24 protein-coding genes are annotated in these 25110 nt (G+C 65.0%); 15 read left to right on the forward strand and 9 right to left on the reverse strand.

The genetic code is table 11. From position 1 onward, the window contains the following. Positions 1 to 75 precede the first annotated feature (75 nt). Genes K5658_RS12205 through K5658_RS12215 form a run of 3 tightly spaced genes read right to left on the reverse strand, consistent with a single transcriptional unit; the run spans position 76 to position 2870 of the window. Positions 76 to 1176 (reverse strand): glycosyltransferase, encoded by a 1101-nt coding sequence (locus K5658_RS12205; protein ID WP_221063408.1) that lies wholly within the window; start codon positions 1174 to 1176, stop codon positions 76 to 78. Next, positions 1169 to 1921 carry a polysaccharide deacetylase family protein gene (locus K5658_RS12210; protein ID WP_221063409.1) on the reverse strand — a complete coding sequence of 251 codons (753 nt, stop codon included), beginning with the start codon at positions 1919 to 1921 and terminating at the stop codon, positions 1169 to 1171. Before K5658_RS12210 ends, K5658_RS12205 begins: the two co-directional genes overlap by 8 nt. A 4-nt stretch (positions 1922 to 1925) precedes the next feature. After that, entirely contained in the window at positions 1926 to 2870 is a 945-nt protein-coding gene (locus tag K5658_RS12215) for a DNA adenine methylase (RefSeq protein ID WP_221063410.1), read from the reverse strand. A 259-nt stretch (positions 2871 to 3129) separates the two neighbouring features. Between K5658_RS12215 and K5658_RS12220 the strand changes: the two genes are divergently transcribed. Both K5658_RS12220 and K5658_RS12225 read left to right on the forward strand, forming a co-directional pair. Further along, complete coding sequence (locus K5658_RS12220) at positions 3130 to 4002, forward strand: metallophosphoesterase (protein ID WP_221063411.1); 873 nt, start codon at positions 3130 to 3132, stop codon at positions 4000 to 4002. 42 nt (positions 4003 to 4044) lie between these two features. Further along, entirely contained in the window at positions 4045 to 4629 is a 585-nt protein-coding gene (locus tag K5658_RS12225) for a hypothetical protein (RefSeq protein ID WP_221063412.1), read from the forward strand. A 16-nt stretch (positions 4630 to 4645) separates the two neighbouring features. Here K5658_RS12225 and K5658_RS12230 read toward each other — a convergent pair whose 3' ends face one another. Continuing rightward, positions 4646 to 5236, reverse strand: a complete 591-nt coding sequence (locus K5658_RS12230) for a hypothetical protein (protein ID WP_221063413.1) — start codon at positions 5234 to 5236, stop codon at positions 4646 to 4648. Positions 5237 to 5464: 228 nt separating this feature from the next. Here K5658_RS12230 and K5658_RS12235 point away from each other — a divergent pair, with 228 nt between their 5' ends. Next, positions 5465 to 5668, forward strand: a complete 204-nt coding sequence (locus K5658_RS12235; protein WP_221063414.1) for a hypothetical protein — start codon at positions 5465 to 5467, stop codon at positions 5666 to 5668. An 8-nt stretch (positions 5669 to 5676) separates the two neighbouring features. Here the strand turns inward: K5658_RS12235 and K5658_RS12240 are convergent, their stop codons facing one another. Genes K5658_RS12240 through K5658_RS12255 form a run of 4 tightly spaced genes read right to left on the reverse strand, consistent with a single transcriptional unit; the run spans position 5677 to position 11681 of the window. After that, complete coding sequence (locus tag K5658_RS12240; protein WP_221063415.1) at positions 5677 to 7572, reverse strand: VTT domain-containing protein; 1896 nt, start codon at positions 7570 to 7572, stop codon at positions 5677 to 5679. Next, the gene (gene hemL / locus K5658_RS12245; protein WP_221063416.1) at positions 7569 to 8846 is read right to left on the reverse strand and encodes a glutamate-1-semialdehyde 2,1-aminomutase; all 1278 of its coding nucleotides are present in this window, start codon (positions 8844 to 8846) and stop codon (positions 7569 to 7571) included. Before hemL ends, K5658_RS12240 begins: the two co-directional genes overlap by 4 nt. Positions 8847 to 8865: 19 nt before the next feature. Beyond that, on the reverse strand, positions 8866 to 10098 hold the full coding sequence (locus K5658_RS12250) for a pyridoxal-dependent decarboxylase, exosortase A system-associated (RefSeq protein WP_221063417.1): 1233 nt from the start codon (positions 10096 to 10098) through the stop codon (positions 8866 to 8868). Then, complete coding sequence (locus K5658_RS12255) at positions 10095 to 11681, reverse strand: acyl-CoA ligase (AMP-forming), exosortase A system-associated (protein ID WP_221063418.1); 1587 nt, start codon at positions 11679 to 11681, stop codon at positions 10095 to 10097. Before K5658_RS12255 ends, K5658_RS12250 begins: the two co-directional genes overlap by 4 nt. A 343-nt stretch (positions 11682 to 12024) precedes the next feature. Here K5658_RS12255 and K5658_RS12260 point away from each other — a divergent pair, with 343 nt between their 5' ends. The 11 genes from K5658_RS12260 (at position 12025) to K5658_RS12310 (ending at position 22828) form a co-directional block, all read left to right on the forward strand. Continuing rightward, positions 12025 to 12270 carry an acyl carrier protein gene (locus tag K5658_RS12260; protein WP_246628435.1) on the forward strand — a complete coding sequence of 82 codons (246 nt, stop codon included), beginning with the start codon at positions 12025 to 12027 and terminating at the stop codon, positions 12268 to 12270. Positions 12271 to 12334: 64 nt separating this feature from the next. Beyond that, positions 12335 to 14326 (forward strand): dehydrogenase E1 component subunit alpha/beta, encoded by a 1992-nt coding sequence (locus K5658_RS12265; RefSeq protein WP_221063420.1) that lies wholly within the window; start codon positions 12335 to 12337, stop codon positions 14324 to 14326. A gap of 19 nt (positions 14327 to 14345) precedes the next feature. Continuing rightward, a complete protein-coding gene (locus tag K5658_RS12270) occupies positions 14346 to 15470 on the forward strand; it encodes a biotin/lipoyl-containing protein (RefSeq protein ID WP_221063421.1) in 1125 nt (374 codons plus the stop codon). 17 nt (positions 15471 to 15487) lie between these two features. Next, positions 15488 to 15757: an acyl carrier protein gene (locus tag K5658_RS12275; protein ID WP_221063422.1), complete on the forward strand. Its 270-nt coding sequence runs from the start codon at positions 15488 to 15490 to the stop codon at positions 15755 to 15757. A 32-nt stretch (positions 15758 to 15789) separates the two neighbouring features. Continuing rightward, positions 15790 to 16629, forward strand: coding sequence for a hydrolase 2, exosortase A system-associated (locus K5658_RS12280; RefSeq protein ID WP_221063423.1), 840 nt, complete (start codon positions 15790 to 15792; stop codon positions 16627 to 16629). Next, positions 16626 to 17510 carry a hydrolase 1, exosortase A system-associated gene (locus tag K5658_RS12285; RefSeq protein ID WP_221063424.1) on the forward strand — a complete coding sequence of 295 codons (885 nt, stop codon included), beginning with the start codon at positions 16626 to 16628 and terminating at the stop codon, positions 17508 to 17510. Before K5658_RS12280 ends, K5658_RS12285 begins: the two co-directional genes overlap by 4 nt. A gap of 5 nt (positions 17511 to 17515) precedes the next feature. Next, positions 17516 to 18358 (forward strand): hypothetical protein, encoded by an 843-nt coding sequence (locus K5658_RS12290; RefSeq protein WP_221063425.1) that lies wholly within the window; start codon positions 17516 to 17518, stop codon positions 18356 to 18358. A gap of 68 nt (positions 18359 to 18426) precedes the next feature. Continuing rightward, positions 18427 to 19170, forward strand: coding sequence for a tetratricopeptide repeat protein (locus K5658_RS12295; protein ID WP_221063426.1), 744 nt, complete (start codon positions 18427 to 18429; stop codon positions 19168 to 19170). 98 nt (positions 19171 to 19268) lie between these two features. Next, the gene (locus K5658_RS12300) at positions 19269 to 20510 is read left to right on the forward strand and encodes a glycosyltransferase family protein (RefSeq protein WP_221063427.1); all 1242 of its coding nucleotides are present in this window, start codon (positions 19269 to 19271) and stop codon (positions 20508 to 20510) included. A gap of 43 nt (positions 20511 to 20553) precedes the next feature. Then, on the forward strand, positions 20554 to 21762 hold the full coding sequence (locus tag K5658_RS12305) for a hypothetical protein (RefSeq protein ID WP_221063428.1): 1209 nt from the start codon (positions 20554 to 20556) through the stop codon (positions 21760 to 21762). Positions 21763 to 21874: 112 nt separating this feature from the next. Beyond that, entirely contained in the window at positions 21875 to 22828 is a 954-nt protein-coding gene (locus K5658_RS12310) for an AAC(3) family N-acetyltransferase (protein WP_221063429.1), read from the forward strand. Between the two features lie 156 nt (positions 22829 to 22984). Here K5658_RS12310 and K5658_RS12315 read toward each other — a convergent pair whose 3' ends face one another. Then, positions 22985 to 24322: a transposase gene (locus K5658_RS12315; protein WP_221063430.1), complete on the reverse strand. Its 1338-nt coding sequence runs from the start codon at positions 24320 to 24322 to the stop codon at positions 22985 to 22987. Between the two features lie 134 nt (positions 24323 to 24456). On the opposite strand from K5658_RS12315, the gene K5658_RS12320 reads away from it, so the two are divergent. Beyond that, positions 24457 to 25107, forward strand: a complete 651-nt coding sequence (locus K5658_RS12320) for a class I SAM-dependent methyltransferase (protein ID WP_221063431.1) — start codon at positions 24457 to 24459, stop codon at positions 25105 to 25107. The last annotated feature ends 3 nt before the right edge of the window (positions 25108 to 25110 follow it).

Raw genomic sequence — 25110 nt, forward strand, 5'->3', positions numbered from 1 at the left:
TGTGTTCATTGTGATATCGACGCGGCAGGAAACGGGCGTTCCAAAGCAAGCTTCGGACCCCAAGCGGGCGGTGCATCAGCCCGCGATGCCGCGTTCCGCCAACAAGCGGCCATACAATTCCAGATACGCCCCCAGCACCGCCTCGCGGCTGAAGCGCCGCGCCACTACTTCCCTCCCCGCCTCGCCCAATCCTTGCCGGTCCCCGTCCGGGGCCGCCAGCACGTCCCGGATTTGCCCGGCCAGGGCTTCGGGATCGGCGCAGGGGCAGGACAGCCCGTTCCGGCCCGGTTCGATCAATTCCAAGGCGGCGGGCGTATGGGTGCTGACCACCGGCAGGCCATGGCTCCAAGCCTCCAGGATGACATTGCCCAAGGCTTCATGCCGCGACGGGCACACGAACACATCGGCCAGCGCATAGAACACCGCCACCGGATTGCGCCAACCCAGCCATAGCACCCGCCCCGCCACGCCCAAATCCTCCGCCAGCTGGCGCAAATCCGCGGCCAACGGCCCATCGCCCACCAGCAGCAAGACCCAGGGCCGCCCCGCGATTTCCCCCGGCAGCCGCGCCACGGCCTTGAGCAAATCGTCGAAGCCCTTGATATCGATGAAGCGCCCCACGGCCAACAAGGCCCACGCCCCTTCGGGCACGCCATGGCCGCGCCGCAGCGCCTCCCGCTCGGCGGGGGCCAACACCACCGGTTCGGGCACGAAATTGCCGATTCGATAGACCCGGTCGGCGGGCATCCCGCCCCGGACCAGATGGTCGCACACACCCTGGGTATTGCCGACCCAGGCATGGGCGTGGTGGTAGTAGCCATCGAGCTTGTAATAGCCACCCAAGCGGGCGATATGCACGGCGGGCGCGTGCCTGGGCAACCGGGTCAGGCGCGTGGCCCGGCCCATATAGGTCTGCACCACGCAGGGCCGCCGGGCTTCGGCCAAGCACCGGATGCGCCAGACCGACCACACATCCCATTGATTGGCCAGCGGCAGATGGATTTGCTCGACCGGCCCTTGCGCCAGTTCCAAGGCCACCGGGCTATCGCGGCGGTTGACCGCCACCACCGGCTGTCCGGCCCCGGCCAGGGCGTTCACCAACCGCACATAGAATTGATCCGCGCCGCCGAATTGGCGGCTCCCCAACACATGCAGGGAACAATATTTTTCAGGCATAGCGCTCCTTGCGCCGGTTTTTGAAGCGTAGTTTCCAGAAAAAGCCCAGCAAATCATCGCCCCAGGCGATGGCTTTACGGGGGATTTCCAAAGGATGGGGAGCGGTCCGGGCCGCGCCCCGGCTGCACGTCACCGCCACCCGGTAGCCCGCCCCGGCCACGGCATCGCGGACTTCCGGGGTGTAGTCGCCGTAGGGGTAGGCGAAGGACTCGACCGCCGTGCCCAGGAGGTCTTCCAGCGCGGCCTTGCTATCGGCGATTTCGGCGCGATAGGCGGCGGGGTCGAGCCGGCCCAGGCGCGGATGGCTGACGCTGTGCGAGCCGATCTCGATACCACCGGCCCGGAGTTCCCGCAGTTCCGCCCCCGACAGCAAAGGCGCGTCCACGCCGCCATTGGCGAGCCAGCGGGCCGGTTGGCCCAATAATCCCGACACCGCGAACAAGGTGGCGGGATGCCCATATTCCCGCAGGATGGGATAGGCGTATTCGGCGAAATTCCGGTAGCCATCGTCGAAAGTCAGCACCACGGCAGGGCGGGATCGGGGCTGCTGATCGAACACGGCGGCGCGGGCTTGTTCGAGGCTAATCACCCGGTAGCCCAGCAAACTGAGCAGAGCCATCTGCCGCCGGAAACTATCGACCTCGCAGTAACAAGAGCGATGTTGCTTGGGATTGGCGAACCGTCCGACCTGATGGTACATCAGCACGGAAATCGGCGCGGAAACCTGGGGTTGCGACGGCGGCATGGTTTTAATCCTCGTGCAGCGGGATGGAAGGATCGGGCGGAAGCAACGGCTTTGAACCGCCCTCCCGGAAAATCCGCTCCGGCTCCGGCAGGGCGATCACTTGGTTATCCGGCGCGAAATTCAGCACCAGGGCTTCCGTCACCGGATTGCGGTTTTCTTGCCTCCCGCCCACATGGTAGAAATGGCGGCGGGTCAACACCCGGTAGCGCGACCAAAGGGTTGCCATATACCCATTCTCGCGGTAATCGTTGCGCTGCCACGTGGACAGGATGAACCGGCCACCATAATCCGCCAACCGCTCGAATAGCCGGTATTCCAAGGCCGCATCCCAACCGTTGTAATAATCGCCATGCCTATCGATATAGGGCGGGTCGCAATAGACGATATCCCCGGAACCGGCCTGGGCCAGGGTGGCGGTGAAATCCTGGCAGCGGAATTGGTATTGGTTGGCCTGGATGATCCGGGAAACCCAGGCCACTTGGTTGACGATCTTGGTGATATAGGCCGGGGCGAAACGTTGGGGTTTCCGGCAGAACGGGGTGTTATAACCCCCTTTGCGATTGAAGCGGACCATGCCGTTGAAGCCGGCCCGGTTGAGGAATAGGAAATCCAGGGGCGAAAACCCCGTATTGAACCTATCGCGGACCCGATAATAATGTTCCTCGCCCCGCGCCGCCAATAACGCCCCTTCCCGCGCCAGATACGCCCCGACCCGTTCCGGGGTGATCCCGCCCTGGGCGATACCGGCGTAGAAGCGGATGAGATGGGGATTGCTATCGCAGAGCAGCGCCCGGCGCGGGGCGATATTGAAAGCCACCGCCCCCGTGCCCAGGAAAGGCTCGATCCAGGTGCCCGCGCCGACGGCGGGCACCACGGCCTTGATCCAGGGCACCAGCTTGGTTTTGATGCCTTGCGACTTGATCGGCGGGACGCCCACTTTGTCCGTCATGCCCGCGTATTCCACTCCTAACTTGCCAGGGAAAACCGCCGTTCCGGGGCGGGCTGGGCATTATAGCCGCCACGCCCCAAAAAATACCCCGGCCCATATGGAACGGACAGGGCAGCCCCGCTGTCTGACCGCCGCCCCGTCTCACAACTTGGCTATTGGCCCTACCCCGGCCATGCAATACACTTGCGGGGGAAAGTCCATCCCACCCACCTTCCGCCCCCACCCCGGACAGCGCCCAAGGACCACGAGCAACACCGCCATGAACCTGGAAGAGGCCACATTTCGCAGGAACAACGGCATCCGGCTGGTCAAGCGGCTGCCCGCCAACCGGGCCGGGCGGGATTTCGTGGTCGGCGACCTGCACGGCTGCCGCAAGGAACTGGACCGCCTGCTGTTGCTGGTGAAATTCGACCGCGGCGTGGACCGCCTCATCTCGGTGGGCGATTTGGTGGACCGCGGCCCCTATTCGCTGGATTGCCTGTCGCTGCTGAAAGCGCCCTGGTTCCACGCGGTCATGGGCAACCACGAGCAATTGATGTTGAATTTCTTCGCGCCCTGGCTGAAGGACGGCTCGTCCGCCGATCCCTACGACGACACCGGCCTGAGCTTCCTGGTCAACGGCGGCAATTGGGCGCTGCACGAATGCGATTCGCGCTGGCGTCCGGTGCAGCCCCTGCGCGAGTTGTTGGAACTGGTGATCGCCCTGCCGCAAATCCTGGTGGTGGGCGAGGGCGGCAACCGCTACAACGTGGTCCACGCCGAACTGGTCGCCCCCCGCAGCCGCGAGCAGAAACCGGAAGTCTGGTCCGACGCCGATATCGACGCCCTGCCCGACTACAGCCCGGTCCAGGCGGATTACCCGGCCCTGCGCTGGTCGCGCCAGTTCATGGGCGCGAACCGCCGCCACCACGGCTTCCCGGCCAAGGTGCCCGAGTTGTCCCAGACCTTCTGCGGCCATACCGTGGGGCTCGGGGTGCGTACGGCGCTGTCCCATGTTTGCCTGGATACCGGGGCTTTCCTGCTCCACCGCCAAGACACGCCCAAGGAGAACTACGGACTGACCCTGCTGGACGTGCGGGAAGGCCGCTATATGACCCTGCGGGATTACTATCTGGAAGACGGGGATTTGTAGCGCCCGCCACGAGATTTTCGGACCCCCTAGGAGAAAAACCCCATGACCGTCCCGACCCCGGCGAGGCCCACGGCCATCGCCATCCTAGCGCTCGCCCTGTTCTTCTGCGCCTGGCCGGCGCGGGCCGCGCAACTCAACGGCGTCACCGGCACCTGGAGCGCCAGCCTGAAAACCCATTTCACCATCAAGGGCTACGGCGGCCACAAGGCGAAGGGGGACGGCAACTGCGTCCTGACCCTGGTGGACAACCTGAACGCGGGCTTCGCCTGCGCGGGCTTCGACACCGCCGCCGGCCAGACCTACAGCGGCAACCTCAGCGCCCTGGTGCGGCGCGACAAGCTGGGCTGGTCGCTGGACACGCAAGGCCTGGATCAAACCAAGGCCAACATGACCCAGTGGCTGATCGCCAGGAACCTGAAAAAAGGCCGGCAACTCGCCGCCGAGAACGTGGGCTATGAATTCCTGCGCTTCTCCTACAAGCCGATCCGGCTCAAGGCCAACCTGACCCAACCGGCCAAGGCCAACGCGACGATCAAGGGGCGGGTCACCCAACTGGTCAACAACCGCTACATCATCAAGCCCTTCACCTACCAGATCGCCATCAAATACCTGTCCAGGGCGCCCTGAGGCCCATTCCCGGCGTTCATTCCTTGACGGCGTAGACCTCCCCGCCCCGGTCCAGGAAGAAGGTCTTGCTCTGGGTGACATAGACGCCCAGCACGTTCTTGGAGCGGTACTTGCACCGCACCTGGTAGCCCTTCTTGGTCTCGACCACCGGGCTCCATTCGATGGCCTCGAACGAGGCCGCGTCGTACAGGCTGTTCTTGAGGTAGCGCTCGACCTGCCGCACCGACCCGTTCCACGGGCTGTTCACCACCACGGGGTGTTCCGGGGCGGCGGGCTGGGTCTTGGCGGGGGCGGAACCAGGCTTGGGCGAGGCGTCGGGCTTGCGCGGCGCTTCGGCGGTTTTCGGCGGGACCGGCTTCTGCAGGCGCGGCTCGGGACGGGCGGGCTTGGCCTCGGCCCGGGATTCGCGGGGCGCGGCGGCGGGCGGCGCCGCCGGGGTCCGCCGGGCCTCGTGGGGCAGGAACTTGCCCAGGATCGCGACCAGGCCCACCCCGACGATCAAGGGCGCGCAGCCCAATCTCAGCTTGGGCGGCGGGTTGGCGGCGGCGGGCGGCGACGCGCCGGCCCCCTCGGGCGCGGGCGGTTTTCTAGGGGTTTTGGACGCCATGGCTATGGATCGGCGGGCTACGGGAGATGGGCGGGATTCGGACGGCTATTCTACCAAGCCGGGCCGGGGTTCCAGGACCGGCGGTGGCATCCACCCGCGGAGGCTTCCCCGTGGGTAAAAATCACCGGAAAAATGGGTAATATTCACGTTCGGGCCATGGATTCCCGGCATAGACTGGCGATTGGAATCCGGATAGCAAGCCCACCCACGTGGGCGGCGAGGAAAACCATGATTGCCGACATCCTCTACCTCAGCCTCCAAGAAGGCCAGGCCTACCGCCAGGCGAACCCGGCTTCGGACCTGCAAGACGCCCAGGCCGAAGCCCGCCGCCGCTGGCCCGAAGAACCCTATATCGGGCTTTGCCGGGCGTTCTTCCTGAGCGGCTGGGTCCAGGCCGGGTTCGAGGACGGGGCCGAACCCGCCGAATCCTGAGCGGGGCTTCAAGGCGGGACCAGGACGACGCTCCGCCCCGCCGCCTCCACCCGGACCGCGCCCCCAGGGCGGATACGCAATCCGGCCTCGAACAAGGCCGGCGCGTCGTTCCCACCGGGCCGCTCCTCCGCGAACCGCAACAGCCCGAACCAAGCCCGCGCCTCCAGGAAAGCCACCCCCCCCAGCCAGATCGGCACGCCCCGCGCGTCCCGGCCACTGGGCCAGAACCGCACGATCAGCCAACGCCCCCCGGAAACCGGCTTGACCATCCGCAAGGCATCCACCTCGGCCTGGTTGAAATGCGGCAGGACCGGCAGGGCGGCGATATCGGCGTCGGGATTCAATACCCCCAAGGCCGTGCCCGGCGCCCAGGACCGCGCCCCGCGCCAGCCGTCCCGGACCAGTTCGGCGCGGATATCCGCCAAGGGCGCGGCCCATTGCACAGCCAGGGGCTGGTCGGGACGCCCGAAAATCCGCGCCCGGTGGGACGGCAAATCCCGCCAACGCCATGCCAGCCACTCGGCGGCGTCCACCGCCGTCCAGGCCGCGGGCCGGGTGAATTCGGCGAGGGAATGGCCATGCCACAAGCCCGCCAAGATCGCGGCCAGGACCAAGGCCACCCGCCAGGAAAACCCGGCGGGCGGCGGCACCGGGCCGCGATGCCGCCGATAGGCCACCCCCAACACCGCCAGCCAAACCGCGCCCAACGCCAACCCGAACCCCACCGCCAGCGCGTCCCCGGTCCCGGCATAGAGCCGGGCGAACGCCACCGCGACGATCAACAAAGCCGCCGCCGGATAGACCGGCCAGCGCCAGCCGGACCCGGCCCGTTCCGCCAACAGGACCGCCAGGAAGCCATACGCCACCACGGCACCCAGGGTCTCCGCGTCCAGCGCCGGCGCTGCGAACAGGGCACGGCAAACCCAACCCAAGCCGACCGCGAACCCCAATCCAGCCAGCCAATGCCCGGCGGCGGAACGGCACCCCGCGAACCATAAGATCGCGCCCACGCCCAATCCCAAGGCCGACAAGGCGGGCGCGCCGCCCAAGCCGGCGCAGACGGTCAAGGCATAATCGGCCCAGGGATTGCGCCAAGCCCGCAGGAACACCGGCAACGAACCGGGCGGCACCCACCCGCACAGCGCAAGGGCGACCCCGCCGAGCAGGACCGCCCACAGCGCCAGCCCCGGATAATCGCGGCGGCTGGGATCGACGAGGGGAATGGTCAAGCGGCCCAGCCAAGGATGGCCACGGCCGGAATCGAACAAGGCGAGGACCAGCCCATGGGCGCGGGGCTGGCAATAACCGTACAGGCGTTTGGCCAACCAAGCCGTGGACCATAGCGCCGCCAACAGGGCGAGGGCCAGGGCGACGAGGCGCTCGGTGATCCGCGCCGCCAATTCCATGGACGCCCCGAAGGCCATCCCCGGCAGCAGATAGGCCGGTGCCCACAGCAGGGCCGAGGCGATATTGACGGCCAGGAAACGCCGCCCCGGCATGTCCATCATGCCCGCCACCAGGGGGATCACCGCCCGGACCGGTCCCACGAAGCGCCCGAACAGCACGCTGCCGCCGCCATGGCGGCGGAAGAACGCCATACCGCGCTCGACCATGCCGGGATGGCGCGAGAACGGCCAGACCCACAGCAACCTATCGCGGTAATGCCGCCCCAGCCAGAAGCTCAGCCCATCGCCGACGATGGCCCCGGCCACCGCATAGGCGCAGACCGGCGCGAACTCCAGGGCCCCCGCCCCGACCAAGGCACCCGCCGTGAACATCATCGCCACGCCCGGCACCAACAACCCGACCACCGCCAGCGACTCGGCCAGCGCGGTCAGAAAGACCGCGAACCCGGCGAGTTGGGGATGCTGGGCGATCCAGCCGTAGAGTTCGGGGAGGTTCAAAGCGTGGCGAACACCTGTTCGGCGGCGTCGAGGGTGGCCTGGATGACGGCGTCGTCGTGGGCGGCGGACACGAAACCGGCCTCGAAGGCGGAAGGCGCGAGGTAGACGCCCCGCTCCAACATGGCATGGAAGAAGCGGTTGAAGCGCGGCTGGTCGCAGGCCATCACCCCGGCGAAGCTGGGCACGCTGCCCGCCCCGGTGAAGAACAGGCCGAACATGCCGCCGACCGCCTGGGTGGCGAAGGGGACGCCCGCCCGCTCCGCCCGCGCCCGCAAGCCATCGGTCAGGCTCCGGGTGCTGGCGGCCAAATCCTCGAAAAAGCCGGGCCGCGCCAGCAAGCGCAAGGTGGCGAGCCCCGCCGCCATCGCCACCGGGTTGCCGGACAAGGTGCCCGCCTGATAGACCGGACCCAAGGGGGCCAGATGTTCCATGATATCGCGCCGCCCGCCGAAGGCACCGACCGGCATCCCGCCACCGATCACCTTGCCCAGCGTGGTCAGGTCGGGGCGGACGCCGTACAGCGCCTGCGCCCCGCCCAAGGCCACCCGGAAGCCGGTCATCACCTCGTCGAAGATCAACACCGCGCCGTGGGCGTCGCACACCTCGCGCAGGGTTTCCAGGAAGCCCGGCAGCGGCGGCACGCAATTCATGTTGCCGGCCACCGGCTCGACGATGACGCAGGCGATGTCATCCCCGCGGCGGGCGAATGCCTCCCGCACGGCCCCGGCGTCGTTATAGGCCAGGGTCAGGGTATGTTCGGCCAGGGCGGCGGGCACGCCCGGCGAACTCGGCACGCCCAGGGTCAAGGCACCGGAACCGGCCTTGACCAGCAGCGAATCCGAATGCCCGTGGTAGCAACCCTCGAACTTGACGATCTGGTCGCGCCCGGTGAAACCCCGCGCCAAACGGATGGCGCTCATGGTGGCCTCGGTGCCGGAACTCACCATCCGCACCAAATCCATGGAAGGCACGAAGCCGCACAGGGTTTCCGCCATCTCGGTCTCGATGGCCGTGGGCGCACCGTAGCTCAAGCCCCGGTCCACCGCCGCGTGGACCGCCGCGAGGACTTCCGGGTGGGCATGGCCCAATACCATCGGTCCCCAGGAACCGACATAGTCGATATAGCGCCGCCCATCCGCGCCATGGAGATAAGGCCCCTCGGCCCGTTCGACGAAAACCGGGGTGCCGCCGACGCTCTTGAAGGCGCGGACGGGGGAATTGACGCCGCCTGGGATGTGGGTCCGGGCGGCCACGAAAAGATCGTTATCGTTCATATTGAAGTGGAAAAAAGGACTAGACCAAGACTTCGAGGGCCGGAGGATGGCCCAGGAACGCCATGGGACTGGAAGTGAAGCCATAGGCCCCGGATTGGAGGATGACCACCAGGTCGCCGACATTGGCATGGCCCAGCGGCATCCTATCCGCCAACAGGTCCAGCGGGGTGCAAAGCGGCCCGACCACCGAGGCCGACCCCGCAGCCACGGCGGCGACCCGGTTGCCGACCAGGACCGGATAGTTCTTGCGGATCACCTGGCCGAAATTGCCGGAGGCCGACAGGTGGTGATGCAAACCGCCATCGACCACCAGGAACACCTGGCCCCGCGATTCCTTGCGGTCCAACACCCGCGCGACATACACCCCGGCCTCGCCCACCAGATAGCGGCCCAGTTCGATCACGAACTCGGCCTTCGGGAAATCGCGGCGGGCCGCAGGCATCAGGCTGGCCAGATATCCGCCCACCGCCCCCAAGTCCAGCGGTTTCTCCCCTGGGAAATAGGGAATCCCGAAACCGCCGCCCAGGTTCAACAAGCGGACCGGGCCGGGAGCGCTGGCCGCGAGCCGCCGCGCCAATTCGAGGGTGTTGCGCTGGGCCTCCATGATCGATTCGGCCTTGAGATTCTGCGAGCCCGAGAAAATATGGAACCCATAGAAATCGACCGGAAGCCCGGCCATACGGGCCAGCAGTTCCGGCACCCGCTCGGCGTCCACGCCGAATGGTTTGGGACCGCCGCCCATTTTCATGCCGGAGGATTTCAGCTCGAAATCGGGATTCACCCGCACCGCGACCTTGGGGCGCAGGCCCAACTCCCGCCCCGCATGCGCCAGGATATCCAGTTCGCGCCCGGATTCCAGGTTGATGACGATGCCGGCGGCGGTGGCCTGCCACAGTTCGCGCTCGGTCTTGCCGGGACCGGCGAAACTGATTTTATCCGGGGCCATCGGCGTATCCAGCGCGGTCTTCATTTCGCCCGCCGAGGCCACGTCGAAACCGTCGATCAAACCGGCCAGGTGCTGGACCACGGCGGGCATGGGATTGGCCTTGATGGCGTAGTGCAGATGGATATCGGCGGGCAAGGCGGCCCGTAGCTCGCCCACCCGCTGGGTGATCAACCCCCGGTCGTAGGCGTAGAAGGGCGTATAGCCGACGCGCTCGACCAAGCGGGACAAGGGGGTTCCGCCGAGGGTCAAGCAATTGTCCCGTACTGGGAACAAAATGGGATGGGTATACCGGATCGCTTCGTTCATGGCCCCGCCTCCTCGAACATAGCGCCCAGTTCGGTGGCGAGGCGCTTGCGGTCGATCTTCCCGTTGGGATTGCGCGGCAAGGGTTCCGTCCTGGCGACGATCCTGGCCGGCACCATGAAGGCGGGCAGTTGGCGCTTGCACGCCTCCAACACCCTGCCGCTCGCCGCTTCGCCATTATCCACGGCGAAAGTCACCAGCACGACGGCCTGCCCCAGCACGGGATGGGCGACACCCACCGCGGCGGTTTCCGTCACCGCCCCGGCGGAATAGGCGACCTCCTCGATCTCGGTCGGGCTGATGCGGTAGCCCGAGGTCTTGATCATCTCGTCGCGGCGACCGATGAAATAGAGAAAGCCTTCTTCGTCCTTGCGCACCGTATCGCCGGACCAGACCGCCATTTCCGGCAAGGGGAGGCCCGGCAGTTGCCCCGGCGCGGGTTTGTAGCGCTCGGCGGTCTTCTCGGGATCGTTCCAATAGCCCAGGGCCACATGGATGCCACGGTGCACCAATTCGCCAGGCTCGCCGGGCATACAAGGCGTGCCGTCCTCCCGCACCACCATGATTTCGGCGTTGGGAATCGCCTTGCCCATGGAATCGGGACGCCGGTCCACCTCCTCGGGCGGCAGGTAGGTGGAGCGGAAGGCTTCGGTCAAGCCGTACATCAGATAGGGCTTGGTCTTCGGCAGTTTGCCCCTGAGCGCGTCCAGGGTCGGCTTGGGCATATGCCCGCCGGAGTTCGTGATATAGCGCAGGTGTTGGTCGGTGCCTTCCGGCCAATCCAATTGCGCCAATTGCACCCACAGGGGCGGCACCGCCGCCAAGCCCGTGATGCGCTCGCGGGCAACCATACGTATCACATCGCGCGGCAGCAGGTAGTTCATCAGCACGGCGCAAGCACCGACGCGGAAGGCCGTGGTCAGCTGCGACAGCCCATAATCGAACGAGAGCGGCAAAACCGCCAAGATGCGGTCCTCCGCCGTATTTCCGAGATACTCGGCGACGCTGTCGGCCCCGGCGACCAGATTGCGGTGCGACAGCACCACGCCCTTGGGCCTGCCGGTACTGCCCGAGGTGTAGAGGATCGCGGCCATGTCCTGGTCGATCACCCGGTGGGCCGGACGCGCCACGGCACCCAGCCGCTCGGACCAGCTCGCCATGCGCAGCCCCACGACCTCGGGCAGGGGCCGATCCCCTGTCAGAACGACGGCACGCAAGTCGCGGCATTTGGATACAGTGTCCGCGATCAAATCCCATCTTTCGGGCGAGGTCACCAGGATCCTGGCGCAGCAATCCGACAGGATATGGCCGACCTGCTCGGGCTTCAGCAGCGGATTCACCGGGACGAAAACACCGCCCGCCGCCGCCGCGCCGAACATGGCGACCACGGTTTCAAGACGTTTTTCGAGGTAGATCGCCACCCTATCGGTACGCTCCAACCCCAATCCAAGCATCAAGTTGGCGGAAACCTCGATTTCTTTACGTAAATCCGCAAAGCTGCACTCTCGTCCGCCATCCCGGAGCGCCACCGCTCCGGGGTTCGCGAGCGCCGCGGCGCTCGCCAAATCATGGATTAAATTTGTCATTGGCTACTCATCACTAATCAACTTGAGTGGACATAACGAAAGGGCGCTTTTTTAATCGCTAGCGATTCCCCTTGCCCCCCGCGTCACCCTCATCAACAATCAACGCTTGCACGCTTTCTACCGCAACGACCTCCTCCGCAAAAACGATTGTCCGCAACTAAAGCCACCTTCTCTTTCCAACCTCCCTCGTCTATGCGATTTGTTGTATGCTAGCATATTAGCATAGCGCGCCAGCCACGCCATGGCAGTGTCACCGCCCCCTACGCGAGGGTGTTCAATACCCATCACCCTCCTACCCCGTCAACCAACCACAGTTACCCTCCATAATAACGGAATCCCTCCCGTGCTCGAACAGAAAATCATTAGAATACTTGATCATGTATTGCAGCTTGGTGATCGCGGTATAAATTTCAATAATTCCACATTGTTATTATGTAATGTGCCGGAGTTCGATTCGATGGCCGTGGTCTCCGTGCTGACCGCCATCGAAGAAGAATTTGGAATCTCCGTGGACGACGACGAAATCAGCGCCTCGATTTTCGAAACGGTCGGCTCATTGGTTGCCTTCGTGGAATCAAAACTCACTTGAATCCTTAAACCCTACCGCTCGCCCTCCCCGCCCGATTGAGTATTAAAAACCTTATTCCCCCATTATGCGGATCAGTATTCCCGGCTTTTCCCTAGACCGCCATGGCAAACCCGTGATCGGCATGGACGACGCCAGCCTGTATGCCTACGGCGATCTCATCCGCGGCACGGAGCGGCTCATCCTCGACCTGTTCGGACGTGGCCTGCTGTCCGGGACCACGCACACCTGTATCGGCCAAGAACTGTGCCAGATGTCCGTGGTGCGGGCGCTCAACCACCCCCAAGACGCGGTGCTTTCGAATCACCGCAACCATGGCCATTTCCTCAGCTATTCCGGGGACGCGCTGGGGCTGATCGCCGAGATCATGGGGCGGCGGGACGGCGTCTGCGGCGGCTATGGCGGCAGCCAACACATCGCCTATCGTCATTTCCATAGCAACGGCGTACAGGCCGGGATGACGGGCATCGGCACGGGGCTCGCGTTCGCGCGCCAACGGCGGGACAGCCCGGGCCTCGTCGCCATTATGATCGGCGACGGCACCTTGGGCGAAGGGCTCCTCTACGAAAGCTTCAACCTCGCTTCCATTTGGAAGGCTCCGGCGCTGTTCGTGGTTGAGAACAACCGCATCGCCCAAACCACCCCCACCGCGCACACGCTCGGCGGCGACATCACAGCACGCGGCGCGGCGTTCGGTTTGAAGACCTACGAACTCGACGATGCCGCGCCCGACTTCATGCGGCAGGCCGACGCAATCATCGCCGAACTGCGCGGGCTGCGGCATCCGGCCCTGCTCGTCATCGAAACCCGGCGGCTGGGACCGCACAGCAAGGGCGACGACTTGCGCAGCGACGCGGAAAAACGCCACATCGCCGAACGTGATCCCTTGCAACATCTGGGCCGCCGGCTGGCCGCGGCGGAACGCGCCGCCATCGAAGCCCGCAATGCGGCGTTCCTGCGGGAAGTCGAAGCCGCGGCCCTGGACTCTCCCGAAGCCCGCTTCCAACCGGAGTCCAGCCCTGTCTTCCGGCCCATCCCGGCGGTTTCCGCCCCCGTCCTGCCCGCCACGGCCCCCAATGTGCGCGCCTCGCTCAACCAAGCCTTGCGCCAACTGCTCGCGGCGCACGGAGATATCCTCCTGCTGGGCGAGGATTTGCACGATCCCTACGGCGGCGCCTTCAAGGTCACGGCGGGACTCTCCACCGACTTCCCGGACCGGGTGATCTCGACCCCGATCAGCGAGGCCGGCATCACCGGCGCGGGCATCGGGTTGGCGCTGGCGGGGCTGAGGCCCATCGTGGAAATCATGTTCGCGGACTTCCTCAGCCTGTGCCTGGATCAAATCTACAACCACGCCGTGAAATTCCCCGGCATGTTCCCAAGCGTGGACGTGCCCTTGATACTCCGCACGCCTTGCGGCGGTCGGCGCGGCTACGGTCCCACCCACAGCCAAAGCCCGGAAAACCTGTTCGTCTCGGTACCCGGCCTGACCGTGGTCTATCCCAGCCACCGGCACAACGCCGGCCAGCTATTGGCGGACGCGGCCACCCGCTGGCCCAATCCGACCCTGTTCCTCGAACACAAGCTTCTGTATGGGGAAGCCCAAAACCCCCAGGATTACACCGAATTGCCCGCCGACCCGGCCGACCTGGGGAGCGGCCTGTTCCCCACGCTGCGGCGGGGCGCCGCCGAACCGGATATTAGCTTGATCGCCTTCGGCGGGATGCTGCCCATCGTCGAACACGCCGCCCGGCGGCTGGCGGAGGAGGAAGAACTCGCGGTGGAAATCATCGCCCCGTCGCTATTGGCCCCCCTGCCCCGCGCCGGCCTGCTGGCGGCCTTGGCGGACCGCCCCATCGTCGCCGTCATCGAGGAATCGCACCACGAGTTCGGCGTCAGCGCCGAAATCCTCGCGTGCTTGGCGGAATCGGGCCACCAGGGCCGGCTGGCCCGCATCGGCGCGGCCGCCCGGCCCATCGCCGCCGCCCGCGGCATCGAGCGGGAACTCCTGCCCGACGCGGACACGATCATCGCCGAGATCGTGGAATTATTTTCATAAACCGATAGAGCAGCACGCCATGGCCATCCCGGTACATACGCCGAGAGTCAATAACAATGACGATGAAGTCCGCCTCGTCGGGCTGGAAGTCGCGGTCGGCGACCGGGTGTCCCGTGGACAAGCCGTCGCGCAGATCGAGACCGACAAGGCGATCATGGAGATCGAAGCGCCCGCCGAGGGCTACGTACTGGACATCGCCGCCCCCCTCGACAGCCAGATCGCCGTGGGGAGCGTCTTGATCTGGCTGGGCGCCACGCCCGACGAAGCGGTACCCCAGGCGGCGACGGACCTGGACACCCCGCCGCCGGAGGGTGCCATCGCCACGCCCACCGCCAAGGCGCGGCAACTGTTACAGCGCTACGGGCTGACCGCCGCCCAGGTTCCCGCCCAAGGCCCGCGCTTGACCGCCGCGGCGGTGTCGAGCTACGCCGCATCCCAAGGACTCGCCCCGCTGGCCGGTCCGCCACCGCCCCGCTCCACCGCCCGCGCCCCGGAACCCACGCCCGGCGTTCCGGGCCAATGGCGCGAACTCCAGGGCGACGAGAAAGGCATGCTGGCCACGGTGACTTGGCATCGCGACCACGCCGTGCCCGGTTATATCGAACTGGAATACGATCCCCGGCCCTGGGCCGAGTATGCCCGGACTTTCGCGGAACGCCACAAGCTGATGCTCAACCCCTTGCTCTCGCTGATGGCATGGCGCCTGACCCGGCTGGCCGCCGCCATGCCCAAGCTCAACAGCGCCCTGGTCGGCGAACGCCGCTACGAATACGCCGCCGTGAACCTGGGCTTCACCGCGCAGGTGGATGAAACCCTCTACCTGTGCGTGCTGCGGGACGCGGAACAGCGCGATGCGCTGGAATTCGTCAACGCCCTGCTGGATTTGCAGCGGCGCGCCGCGGTGCATAAACTCGCCGCCGATGAAACCAGGGGCGCGACCCTGGGGTTTTCCAGCATGGAGCGCTGGAAAGTCAGCCAGCATATCCCCGTGCTGCCCCCGCTCGCGTCCTTGATGGTGGCCCACACCGCCGACGCCCAAGGCCGCGCCGTGCTGGGCGCGACCTACGACCACCGCGTGCTGAACGGTTTCCAAGTCGTCTCGGCCCTACGCAAGCTGGGCAAACCGCCTTCGGACACCCCCTGACCCCCGGAACCCCCATCATGGCCCCCGACCGCAACGCTATTGAACAGGCCATCAAGGCCAAGATCGTCGAAATCGCCGACCAGTTGGGCGAAGACGCCCGCGCATTGACCCACGACGAGTTGATCCCGGCGACGGGCTTGATCGACTCGGCGGGACTGCTGCAATTGCTGGCCTGGTACGAGCATCGTTTCCAGATTCCCCTGGCCCAGGACGAAATCACCGTCGATAACCTCGGCACCATCGCGACCATGGCCGGGTTCGCGCTCAAGAAAAAGGGCTCGCTGTAGTGGCCGGGACTTTAAAACCCCAGGCTGCGAGCGTGGAAGTCGCTCCCGGCTTCCTCGATAGCCGCGGGGGACGGTTGTTCGCCGTGCATCACCGCCCAGGGCCGGACGCCCCCTGCCACGGCCACGTCCTGGTCGTCCCGCCCTTCAACGAGGAGATGAACCGCTGCCGGGCCATACTCACCCTGCAAGCGCGGGCGTTGGCCGCCCATGGCATCGGCACCTTGGTGCTGGATTTGTTCGGCACCGGCGACAGCGAGGGCGGATACCGCGACGGGCGCTGGGAAATCTGGCTGGACAATCTTCAAGCCGCGCTGGCCTGGCTGGATGGTCAGCGCGGTGCCCGCCGGGCGCTGCTCGGCGTCCGCATGGGCGTTTTGCTGGCGGCGGAAAGCCTGCGCCGCCGCAACGATCCCGCCACCGCGCTGCTGGCTTGGCAGCCGGTGATCGATGGCAAGCAACATTTCACCCAATTCCTGCGCCTGCGCCTGGCCGCGCAACTGGACCGCCCCGATCTGGCCAAGGAAACCACCGGCTTCCTGCGCCAACAGTTCGCCGCGGGCCACTGCGTCGAGGTGGCCGGCTATGAAATCCACCCGGAATTGGCCGCGGCCATCGACGCCGCCCATCTGGCCCGGCTCGCGCCGCCCGCGGGCACCCCGGTCTTCTGGCTGGAACAAGTCCTCGCCGCCGACACTCCCGAACCGACCAGCGCCAGCCTCAAGCTCTTGGAAACCTGGTCCGCCGCCGGCTTGAACCCGGACGTGGCCGTCTACCAAGACCCGCCGTTCTGGCAGGCCCATGAACGGGCCATCGCGCCCAAGGCACTGGAACTCACCACCGGCTGGCTGCGCGACCAATGGATTCCCGCATGAAAGAAACCACCTTCACCTTCGACTGCCAAGGTTCGCCCTTGGTCGGCATCTGCCACCACCCGGACCGGCCCGCCCGCCGTGGCGTGCTGATGGTGCTGGCGGGCGGTCCCCAGTACCGCGTCGGCGGCCACCGCCAGCTCACGCTCTGGGCGCGGCGCCTCGCCGCCGAAGGCTATCCCGTGTTCCGCTTCGATTATCGCGGCACGGGCGACAGCCACGGCGAATTCCGCGGCTACAAATGGATAGACGAAGACATCCGCGCCGCCATCGACCGTTTCTGCGAGGAAACGCCGGGACTCACCGAAATCGTCCTGTGGGGCGAATGCAACGCGGCGACGGCCATCGTGTTCTACGCCTACCGCGACCCGCGGGTACGCGGGATGGTGCTGCTCAATCCCTGGACCCGCACCGCCGAGGGCCAAGCCCGGACCCTCATGCGGCACTATTACCTCGACCGCCTCAAGAACCCGGATTTCTGGAAGAAGGTGTTCTCCTTCCAATTCGACCCGGTCGCTTCGCTACGGTCCTTGGTCCGGCTCGCCCGGCTCGCCCGGCAAGCGGGCCCGGCATCCCCTGGCGCGGCCCAGGCGGGCACCGGGACCGAAGCCCCGTTGTCCCGCGACCTGCCCCTACCGGAAGCCTTCCTGGCGGGCTTCTCGCGCTTCCAAGGCGGTCCCGTCATGCTAGTGATGAGCGGCAGGGACCTCATCGCCCGCGAATTCGACGAAGCCATCCAGGCCGATCCCCAGCGCTGGGAGCCCGAACTCCGCGCCAAACGCTGCTGCCGCCACGACACCCTCGATGGCGACCACACCTTCTCCTCCGAAGCCCAGCGCGCCCAAGTGGCCGATTGGGCCATCGCCTGGCTGGCGTCCTGGTGAAGCCCATGCCCCCCGTCATCGAACCCATCACCACGGACAGCCTGCCGGGATTCTCGGCCTTCCTGCATGAAAACCTGAATCCCGCCTTCCGGGCCGATCAATGGGAAGCCTTTTTCCGCGGGCAATGGACCCCGGAACCGCCCAATTACGGTTTCCTGCTGCGCGACGGGGACCGGATCGTCGGCGGCATCGGCGCGCTCTACGCCGACCGCGTGATCCGGGGCCGGCCCGAACGTTTCTGCAACATCACCAGTTGGTGCGTGCTGGACGCCCACCGCAAGCAGAGCATGAAGCTGGCGATGGCGGTGGTTGCGCAACCGGGTTTCCATTTCACCGATTTCTCGCCGACCCAGGTGGTCGCCGGGACGCTGCGCTTCCTCAAGTTCAAGCCGCTGGACGACCGGCAGGCGGTGGTTTTCAATGTACCGGGATTTTGCGGCGGGAAAGTGCTGGACCGGGAGGATGAGCTTAAGGCCAAGCTCGGCCCGGAAGACGGGGCGGCCTACCGCGACCACGCCGGCTTCCCCTGGCTCAAACATCTCGCGCTTGGGGACGCGGACGCATGGTGCCACGTGGTCTATAAACGGACCCGCTTCAAGGGGCTGCCCGCCGCCAAGATCATCCACCTCAGCGATCCCGGCGTATTCGAGCGCAACCTGGGTAAGCTCCGGTCCTATTTCCTGCGCCATGGCCTGGCGACGACGCATGTGGAATGCCGCCATTTGAGCGGTCGGCCCTGGCCGGGCAAATTGCGCTCGGGGTTCATTCCCAAGCTCTACCTCAGCTCGACCCTGGCGGATACCGATATCGATTATCTATATTCCGAATCCGTGGCGCTGGATTTATAACAATGGCCGTCGAAAACCCCTTGCATTACCCCCGCGCGGATTCCGCCCGCCGCCCACCGGAAAACGCCATGAAACCCCTGCTCCGTTTCTTTTACTTCGTATCCTCGGGTTTGGGTCTGATTTCAGCCCCGCCGATCCACGCGGCCATTCCCACCGAACAAGAAATCCGCAGGCTTCCCCTGGCGTGCAAATTCCAATCCAATACCAGCCATGGCCAACCCACTTTCGGCAGAACCTCGGAGCAAATGAATCAGGACCACAATAAATGGCTGAAAATGCTTGGCCCCGGCTTCAATCATTACCACCATTTCTGTTGGGGGCAGACCACCGTAAATAGATATTTTAGCAGCTTTGGCACGCCTCCCACCGAGAGGAATTCGCTCTTAAAATATGCGATCGAGGATTACAACTACTCCATAGAAAGATCCCCTCCCGATTTTTCCCTCCTACCCGAAATACTGGTCGCCAGGGCCAAGGCTTACGTATTGCTCAAAGAAACCGTCAAGGCGATACCGGATTTGCAGCGGGCGATCAAACTCAATCCGAAATACGAAAAAGCCTATGCCGACCTCGCGGAAATCTATGCGAAAGACGGACAGCCGGAAATAGCCAAGAAAATAATACAGACGGGCCTGCAACTATCGCCCAACTCCCCGATCCTGACCCGGCGCGCGGCCCGGCTGAACGCGGAGGCCAAAAGGGCCTCCGGCAGTGGAACCACACCCAAGCCGGATACCCAGCATACCGGGAGTGGAAGTCCCCCGGAAAACACCCAGAAAAACACTCCGGGCGGCCCGAAGGCCAACCCTTGAAATGTGAGCAACGCGGTTTTCCAAAGGGTCCTCCAAGGGACCGCTCGAATACCCCCGCCCATCAACCGCCAGCAAAGCCGAACAGGTCCACCCTCCCCATGAAGCGCGTCTTGATGATCGCCTACCATTTCCCGCCGCTGGCGGGCAGCAGCGGTATCCAGAGAACCCTCAGGTTCGCCAAGTACCTGCCGGAATTCGGCTGGACACCGATGGTGCTGACCGCCCACCCCATCGCCTACGAGCAGACCTCCCCCGACCAACTCGGCGAGATTCCGGCGGGCACCACCGTCAGCCGCGCCCCGGCCCTGAATACCGCCCGGCACCTCTCGATCAAAGGACGCTATCCGCAATGCCTGGCCCTGCCCGACCGCTGGGCGACCTGGTGGCTGGGCGCGATCCTGCCGGGACTCTGGATGATCCGCCAGCACCGCCCCGACCTGATCTGGTCCACCTATCCCATCGCCACCGCGCACAAGATCGGCGGCACCTTGCACCGGCTGACGGGCCTGCCCTGGGTGGCGGACTTCCGCGACCCGATGGTGGAGGCCAACTATCCCCGCGACCCCGTGGTGCGCGAAAGCTACCGCCGCATCGAGGCCTACGCCGTGAACCACGCGGCCCTGTCGGTCTGCACCTCGCCCGGCAACATCCGCCTCTACTCCGAACGCTATCCCCACCGCGCCGACCGCCTGAACCTGATCGAGAATGGCTACGACGAGGAATGCTTCGAAGGACTGGCACCGGGCGGCGAACCCTTGAACCCCGGCAAGCTCACCCTGCTGCACAGCGGCATCGCCTACCCCTCGGAACGCAACCCCACCCATTTCTTCGCCGCCCTGCGCCGGCTACGCGAAACCCATGCCCTGTCGCCCGAACGCTTCGTGGTGCGCTTCCGGGCCCCCGCGCACGAGGCACCACTTTTGGCGATAGCCGAGCAGCAAGGCGTGCGCGACTTCATCGAAATCGCCCCGCCCGTGCCCTACCGCGACGCCCTGGCCGAGATGATGCGGGCCGACTTGTTGCTCATCATGCAGGCCGGCAACTGCAACGACCAGATTCCCGCCAAATTCTACGAATACCTGCGCGCCGGGAGGCCCATCCTGGGGCTGACCGACCCCAGGGGCGATACCGCCCGCGCCCTCGCCGCCGCCGGCGTGGAACTCGTGGCCCCGCTGGACGACACCGCCGCCATCGCCGCGCTGCTAGCCCGCATCACGGACACGGGGGCGACGCCTCCCTCGCCTTCCGCCACGACCATCCAAGCCGCCTCCCGCCGGAACCGCACCGCACGATTGGCCGAGCATTTCGACGCGCTTTATGCCCGCAAGGCCAGCGCATAACCGCCGTCCCCGCCCAAGCATCCACCACGACCCCGCATCGCCTATGAAAACCACCGCGACCCGACTCAAGCAAATCGCCGCCCGGATCAAAACCCGCTACCTGGACGAGCCCCGCCTGCCCGCGCCCGCCCAGCGGCAACTCCTGCTGGACCGGGCGGGCCTGTCCGACCTCGATCCCGGACCCGAGGCCGTGGCGGCGGCGGGCATCGCCTGGCTCAAGCGCTCGCAGGACCAATCCCTCCACCGCGACGGCGGCTCCGCGCGCGACTTCAGCCTGCTCAAGGGCTGGGCCAGTGCCTACCCGGAAACCTCGGGCTACATCGTCCCCACGCTGATCGACTACGCCGACCGCACCCACGACCCCGCGCTCGCCGACCGCGCCCGGCGGATGCTGGACTGGCTGGTGTCCATCCAATTCCCCGAAGGTGGCTTCCAAGGCGGCAAGATCGACGCCGACCCGCGCGTGCCGGTCACGTTCAACACCGGGCAAATCCTGATTGGGCTGGCGGCGGGGGTACGCAAATTCGGCGAGGCCTACCAAGAACCCATGCGCAAGGCCGCCGCCTGGCTCAGGGACAGCCAGGACGCCGACGGCTGCTGGCGCAAGCATCCCACGCCGTTCGCCGCGCCCGGCGAAAAAGCCTACGAAACCCATGTATCCTGGGGCTTGTTCGAGGCGGCGCGGCTGGCCCCGGACCAAGGCTATGGCGAGGCCGGCCTCCGGCAAGTCCGCTGGGCGCTGACCCAACAGCGCGATAATGGCTGGTTCGCCAGCAATTGCCTGTCCTCCCCCGAACAACCGCTGACCCACACCATCGGCTATGCGCTGCGCGGCGTCATCGAAGCCTACCGCTACTCGGGCGAGGCCGACCTGCTGGCGGCGGCGCGGAAGACGGCGGACGCGCTGCTGCGGACCCTGGCGGCCGACGGGCGCATCGCCGGGCAACTCGATTGCGATTGGAAGGGCACGGTGGATTGGGTGTGCCTGACCGGCAGCGTACAAATCGCGGCCTGCTGGTTCCTGCTGCACGCGATCACCGGGAACGCCGCCTACCTCGACGCCGCCCGCCGCGCCAACCGCTACGTCCGCCGCACGGTGCATATCAGCGGCGATCCCGATATCGTCGGTGGCGTCCGGGGCGCGTTCCCGGTCGATGGCGATTACGGGCGCTTCGAATATCTCAACTGGGCTGCCAAATTCTGCGTCGACGCCCAATTGATGGAACTCGACTGCCCGGCCGCCGCCCCATAATCCGGAATTTGGATATTGGAAATCCTTGACTTGGCCGGCGGCGACTTCGATTTATCGCTGCCGCCAACAATAGGTGGGGGACACCGTCCGCCCCCCCATAGGCGACGCCCTTATGGACTTCAACCAGCCCTGGAACCTACCCATGCGCCACCCCCTCTCGGTCTATGCCAGATCCATCCAGCGCGACGCCTGCCGCTTATCGGCGAAAATCCAACGCCGTCTGCGCAAGTTTACGCAGGAAAACGGCGATAATACCCCCAAGCCATCCCGTGCGGCCCGAGTTATCGTCGATAAAGCGGCCATCGCCACGGCCTTGACCGACCTGGGCTTGGGTTCCGGGGATACCGTCATGGTCCATAGCGGGATCAGCAATCTCGGCAAAATAACCGGCGGGCCGCAGGCGGTATTCAATCTCATCGCCGAGCAAGTCGGCGGTGAAGGACATATGCTATATCCGGTATTTCCCTTCAATACCTTGATGTATGGATATCTAGCTTCGCATCCGGTATTCGACGCCGCCAATTCGCCCAGCAAAATGGGCTCGCTGAGCGAATATGCGCTCCGAACCCCAGGAGGGCAACGCAGCCTGCATCCTAGCCATTCGATATTGGCTTTCGGACCACGCGCCGGGTATTTCGTGGGGGAACACCACCTATGCCGAACCCCCTTCGCCGACCTATCCCCCTTCGCGCGGCTGGTGGAAGCGAAAGGCAAGATACTACTGATCGGGGTGGACTTGAATAGCACCACCAGCTTCCACCGTACCGAGGACCGGATGGGAAATGATTTTCCGGTGAAGGTCTATGCGGATGAGATATTCGAGGTTTCCTGCGTAGATACCCAAGGACAGGGATATAAAGTCATTACCCAGGCGCATGATCCATTCATTTCCAGGATTCGCGACTGCGAATTGGTAAGGAACGCATTTATACGGGCAGGAGTGATACGCGAGGCCAAGGTCGGCAGCGGTGTCCTGGCATTAATCGATGCCGCCTTAATGGATCAAACACTGGAAAACCTTTGGCGGCAGGAACGCTTCACCATATATGGCCGGATTTGGGGTTGAATTTCCGACATGGGAATAGGCATCGTATTCAACCCGCCAGGTCGCCATCCAACCAAGAGGCTCCGCCCAGAAACACCAGCCATCCGTAACTATGGGCGATAGGATTCCCCTCGCCGGAGCCTTGTTTTTGGATTTAAGCGACATTGATCAGCCCTTTCAAAGTGACTGCTTCTTCTTCCTAAGTAATTGATATGTCGAGACATGTGGCTGTTTCGGGTCGTAGGGCGGTTTGTCGATGGGCTTTTTCGGGCCGCGCGGATGCTTTTTGAGGGTACGCAACGGGATGTTCCGGGCGGTTTCGCGCAGCCACGCGGCGAATTCCGCCGGGGTTTGTTCGGAGACGAACAGCCAGTCGCCGACCCCGCTGAGTTGGATGAGCGCGAGGAAAGTGGCGGCGATCTCGTGGGAGAGATAATACCCGGAGATATCCTTGGACACGGGTTTTCCATGGGCGCAGTCCAGCGCCGAGATCATGACCGAGAAGAGGTTATAGGCGACCAGGGCCAGGGCGAATCCGAACAGGGCGGCCTTGGGATAGGCCAGGGTTTCGATCTCGGACTTGAAATGTTTTTCGACGTGTTGGAACGCGGTTTCCAGGGTCCAGCGCCTGCGGTAGAGGTCGGCGACGGTGGCGGCGGGTATGTCCGCCGGGAGGTCGGTCAGGATATCGACGAAGGCATCGCCGTCGCGGGTGGGTTGTTCGAGTTCGACGCGGACGAGGCGATAGGGCCGCCCGGCCACGCCGACCCGCTTTTCCAAAAGCCGCCCGCCGCCCTGTTCCCCGGCCTGGGAAAACAGGGTTTCCTCGGTCAGCGGCAGGTTCAGGTGCAAGCGCATCAAGGCGTGGGCGTTCCGGCCCTGGAGCCGGTCGAGGAATCCCACGGTGCAGAAGTTGCGGTCGGCGATCCACAGTTCGCCGGCCTTGGGGATACCGGCCACGGCGTCGAGCAGGCGGCGCTCCTGGGCATGTCCGTCCTCGCAAGGGAACACGTCCCGCATCAGGCGGCGCTCCGGGTCGAACACCACCAGCGACTTGCCCGGCAACGCGGCACCGCCGACCTCGCGGTGGACGGCGAGGCGTTTCTCGCTCGCCGCCAGACAGTTGCCGTCGAGGAGGCGGACCGGATAACCCGGCAACCAGGGTTCGGGGGTGAAACCCAGGGCATCGAGAATATCCGACAGGTCTTCCGAGGTATCGCGCAGCAGGGCTTGGGACACGGATAATTCAACGCCCTTGAGTTTCTCGTAGAGCGCGGATACCGTTACCCCCAGGGGTTCCGGGTGTTTCTGGTAGGCCGCGTTGATCGAGGGATGGACCTTGAGGACCACGCTCAGCATGAGGTCGCACACCGTCGAAAATAGGATTTCCCGCGTGTATTGCTCCTTCGCGTTCTCCAGGAAAATCCTGTCCAGCCTCTCCGCCGCAAAGCAGCGTTCCAGTAGGCCGTGCAGCAGGCAGGACAGGGGCATTTTCTGGCGGAATAGCTCTAGCATTGATCTCGACTATTGGTGTTGGTATGTTGAGCGCCGATAATACTATCGGTTATTTCAGTTTGAAAGGGCTGGCGACATTGATTTAATCAACCATCCCAGCGCGTTTTTCAATTTCATCCTGGCAGGCTAATTCGATGAACCCGATACCTTGGCGCATCAGGGCCGCGATCTCGCGGCATTTCCCGCTGGTATACCACTTGGCCGCGAACCTCTTCGGAAGGCACCAATCACCCGGTTATTGGGACGCCCGCCTCGCGGAAACCTGGCATCTTAGGACCTGGCCGACCAAAAACGCGCTGATCGCACGGTATACCCCCCTGGATGCGGCCATCCTCGATATCGCCTGCGGCAACGGCAGTATACTCCGCGACCTCAAAGCACGCGGCTATGGCGATCTCTCAGGCATTGAGATTTCCGAGTACGCCGTCGGTCGTCTACGGGAAGAAGGCTTCACAATGTACCCAGGAAAAGTACCTTATTTGCCGGTGCCCGATGCGGGCTTCGACGCGATCATCGCTTCCCAGATACTCGAGCATGTTATCCGCCGGGATGTTTTCGCCAACGAAATCAAACGCGCCTTGAAGCCGGGTGGACAAGCCTTTTTCTTTGTCCCAGACGATTGCCTCGGCCCCATCGACGAGCCGGAACATGTCGTCCAGTTCAACGCCCGCACTTTCGAGGCATTCCTCGTCCGGCACTTCGAGGTGATCTCGATAGAACGCATCAAAGACGAGAATTTCAGCATGCCGATATTATTTGGCCGGGTCCGCCCAAGAAACACCTAGAAA

The organism is Methylomagnum ishizawai, assembly GCF_019670005.1.
Taxonomy (GTDB): domain Bacteria; phylum Pseudomonadota; class Gammaproteobacteria; order Methylococcales; family Methylococcaceae; genus Methylomagnum; species Methylomagnum ishizawai.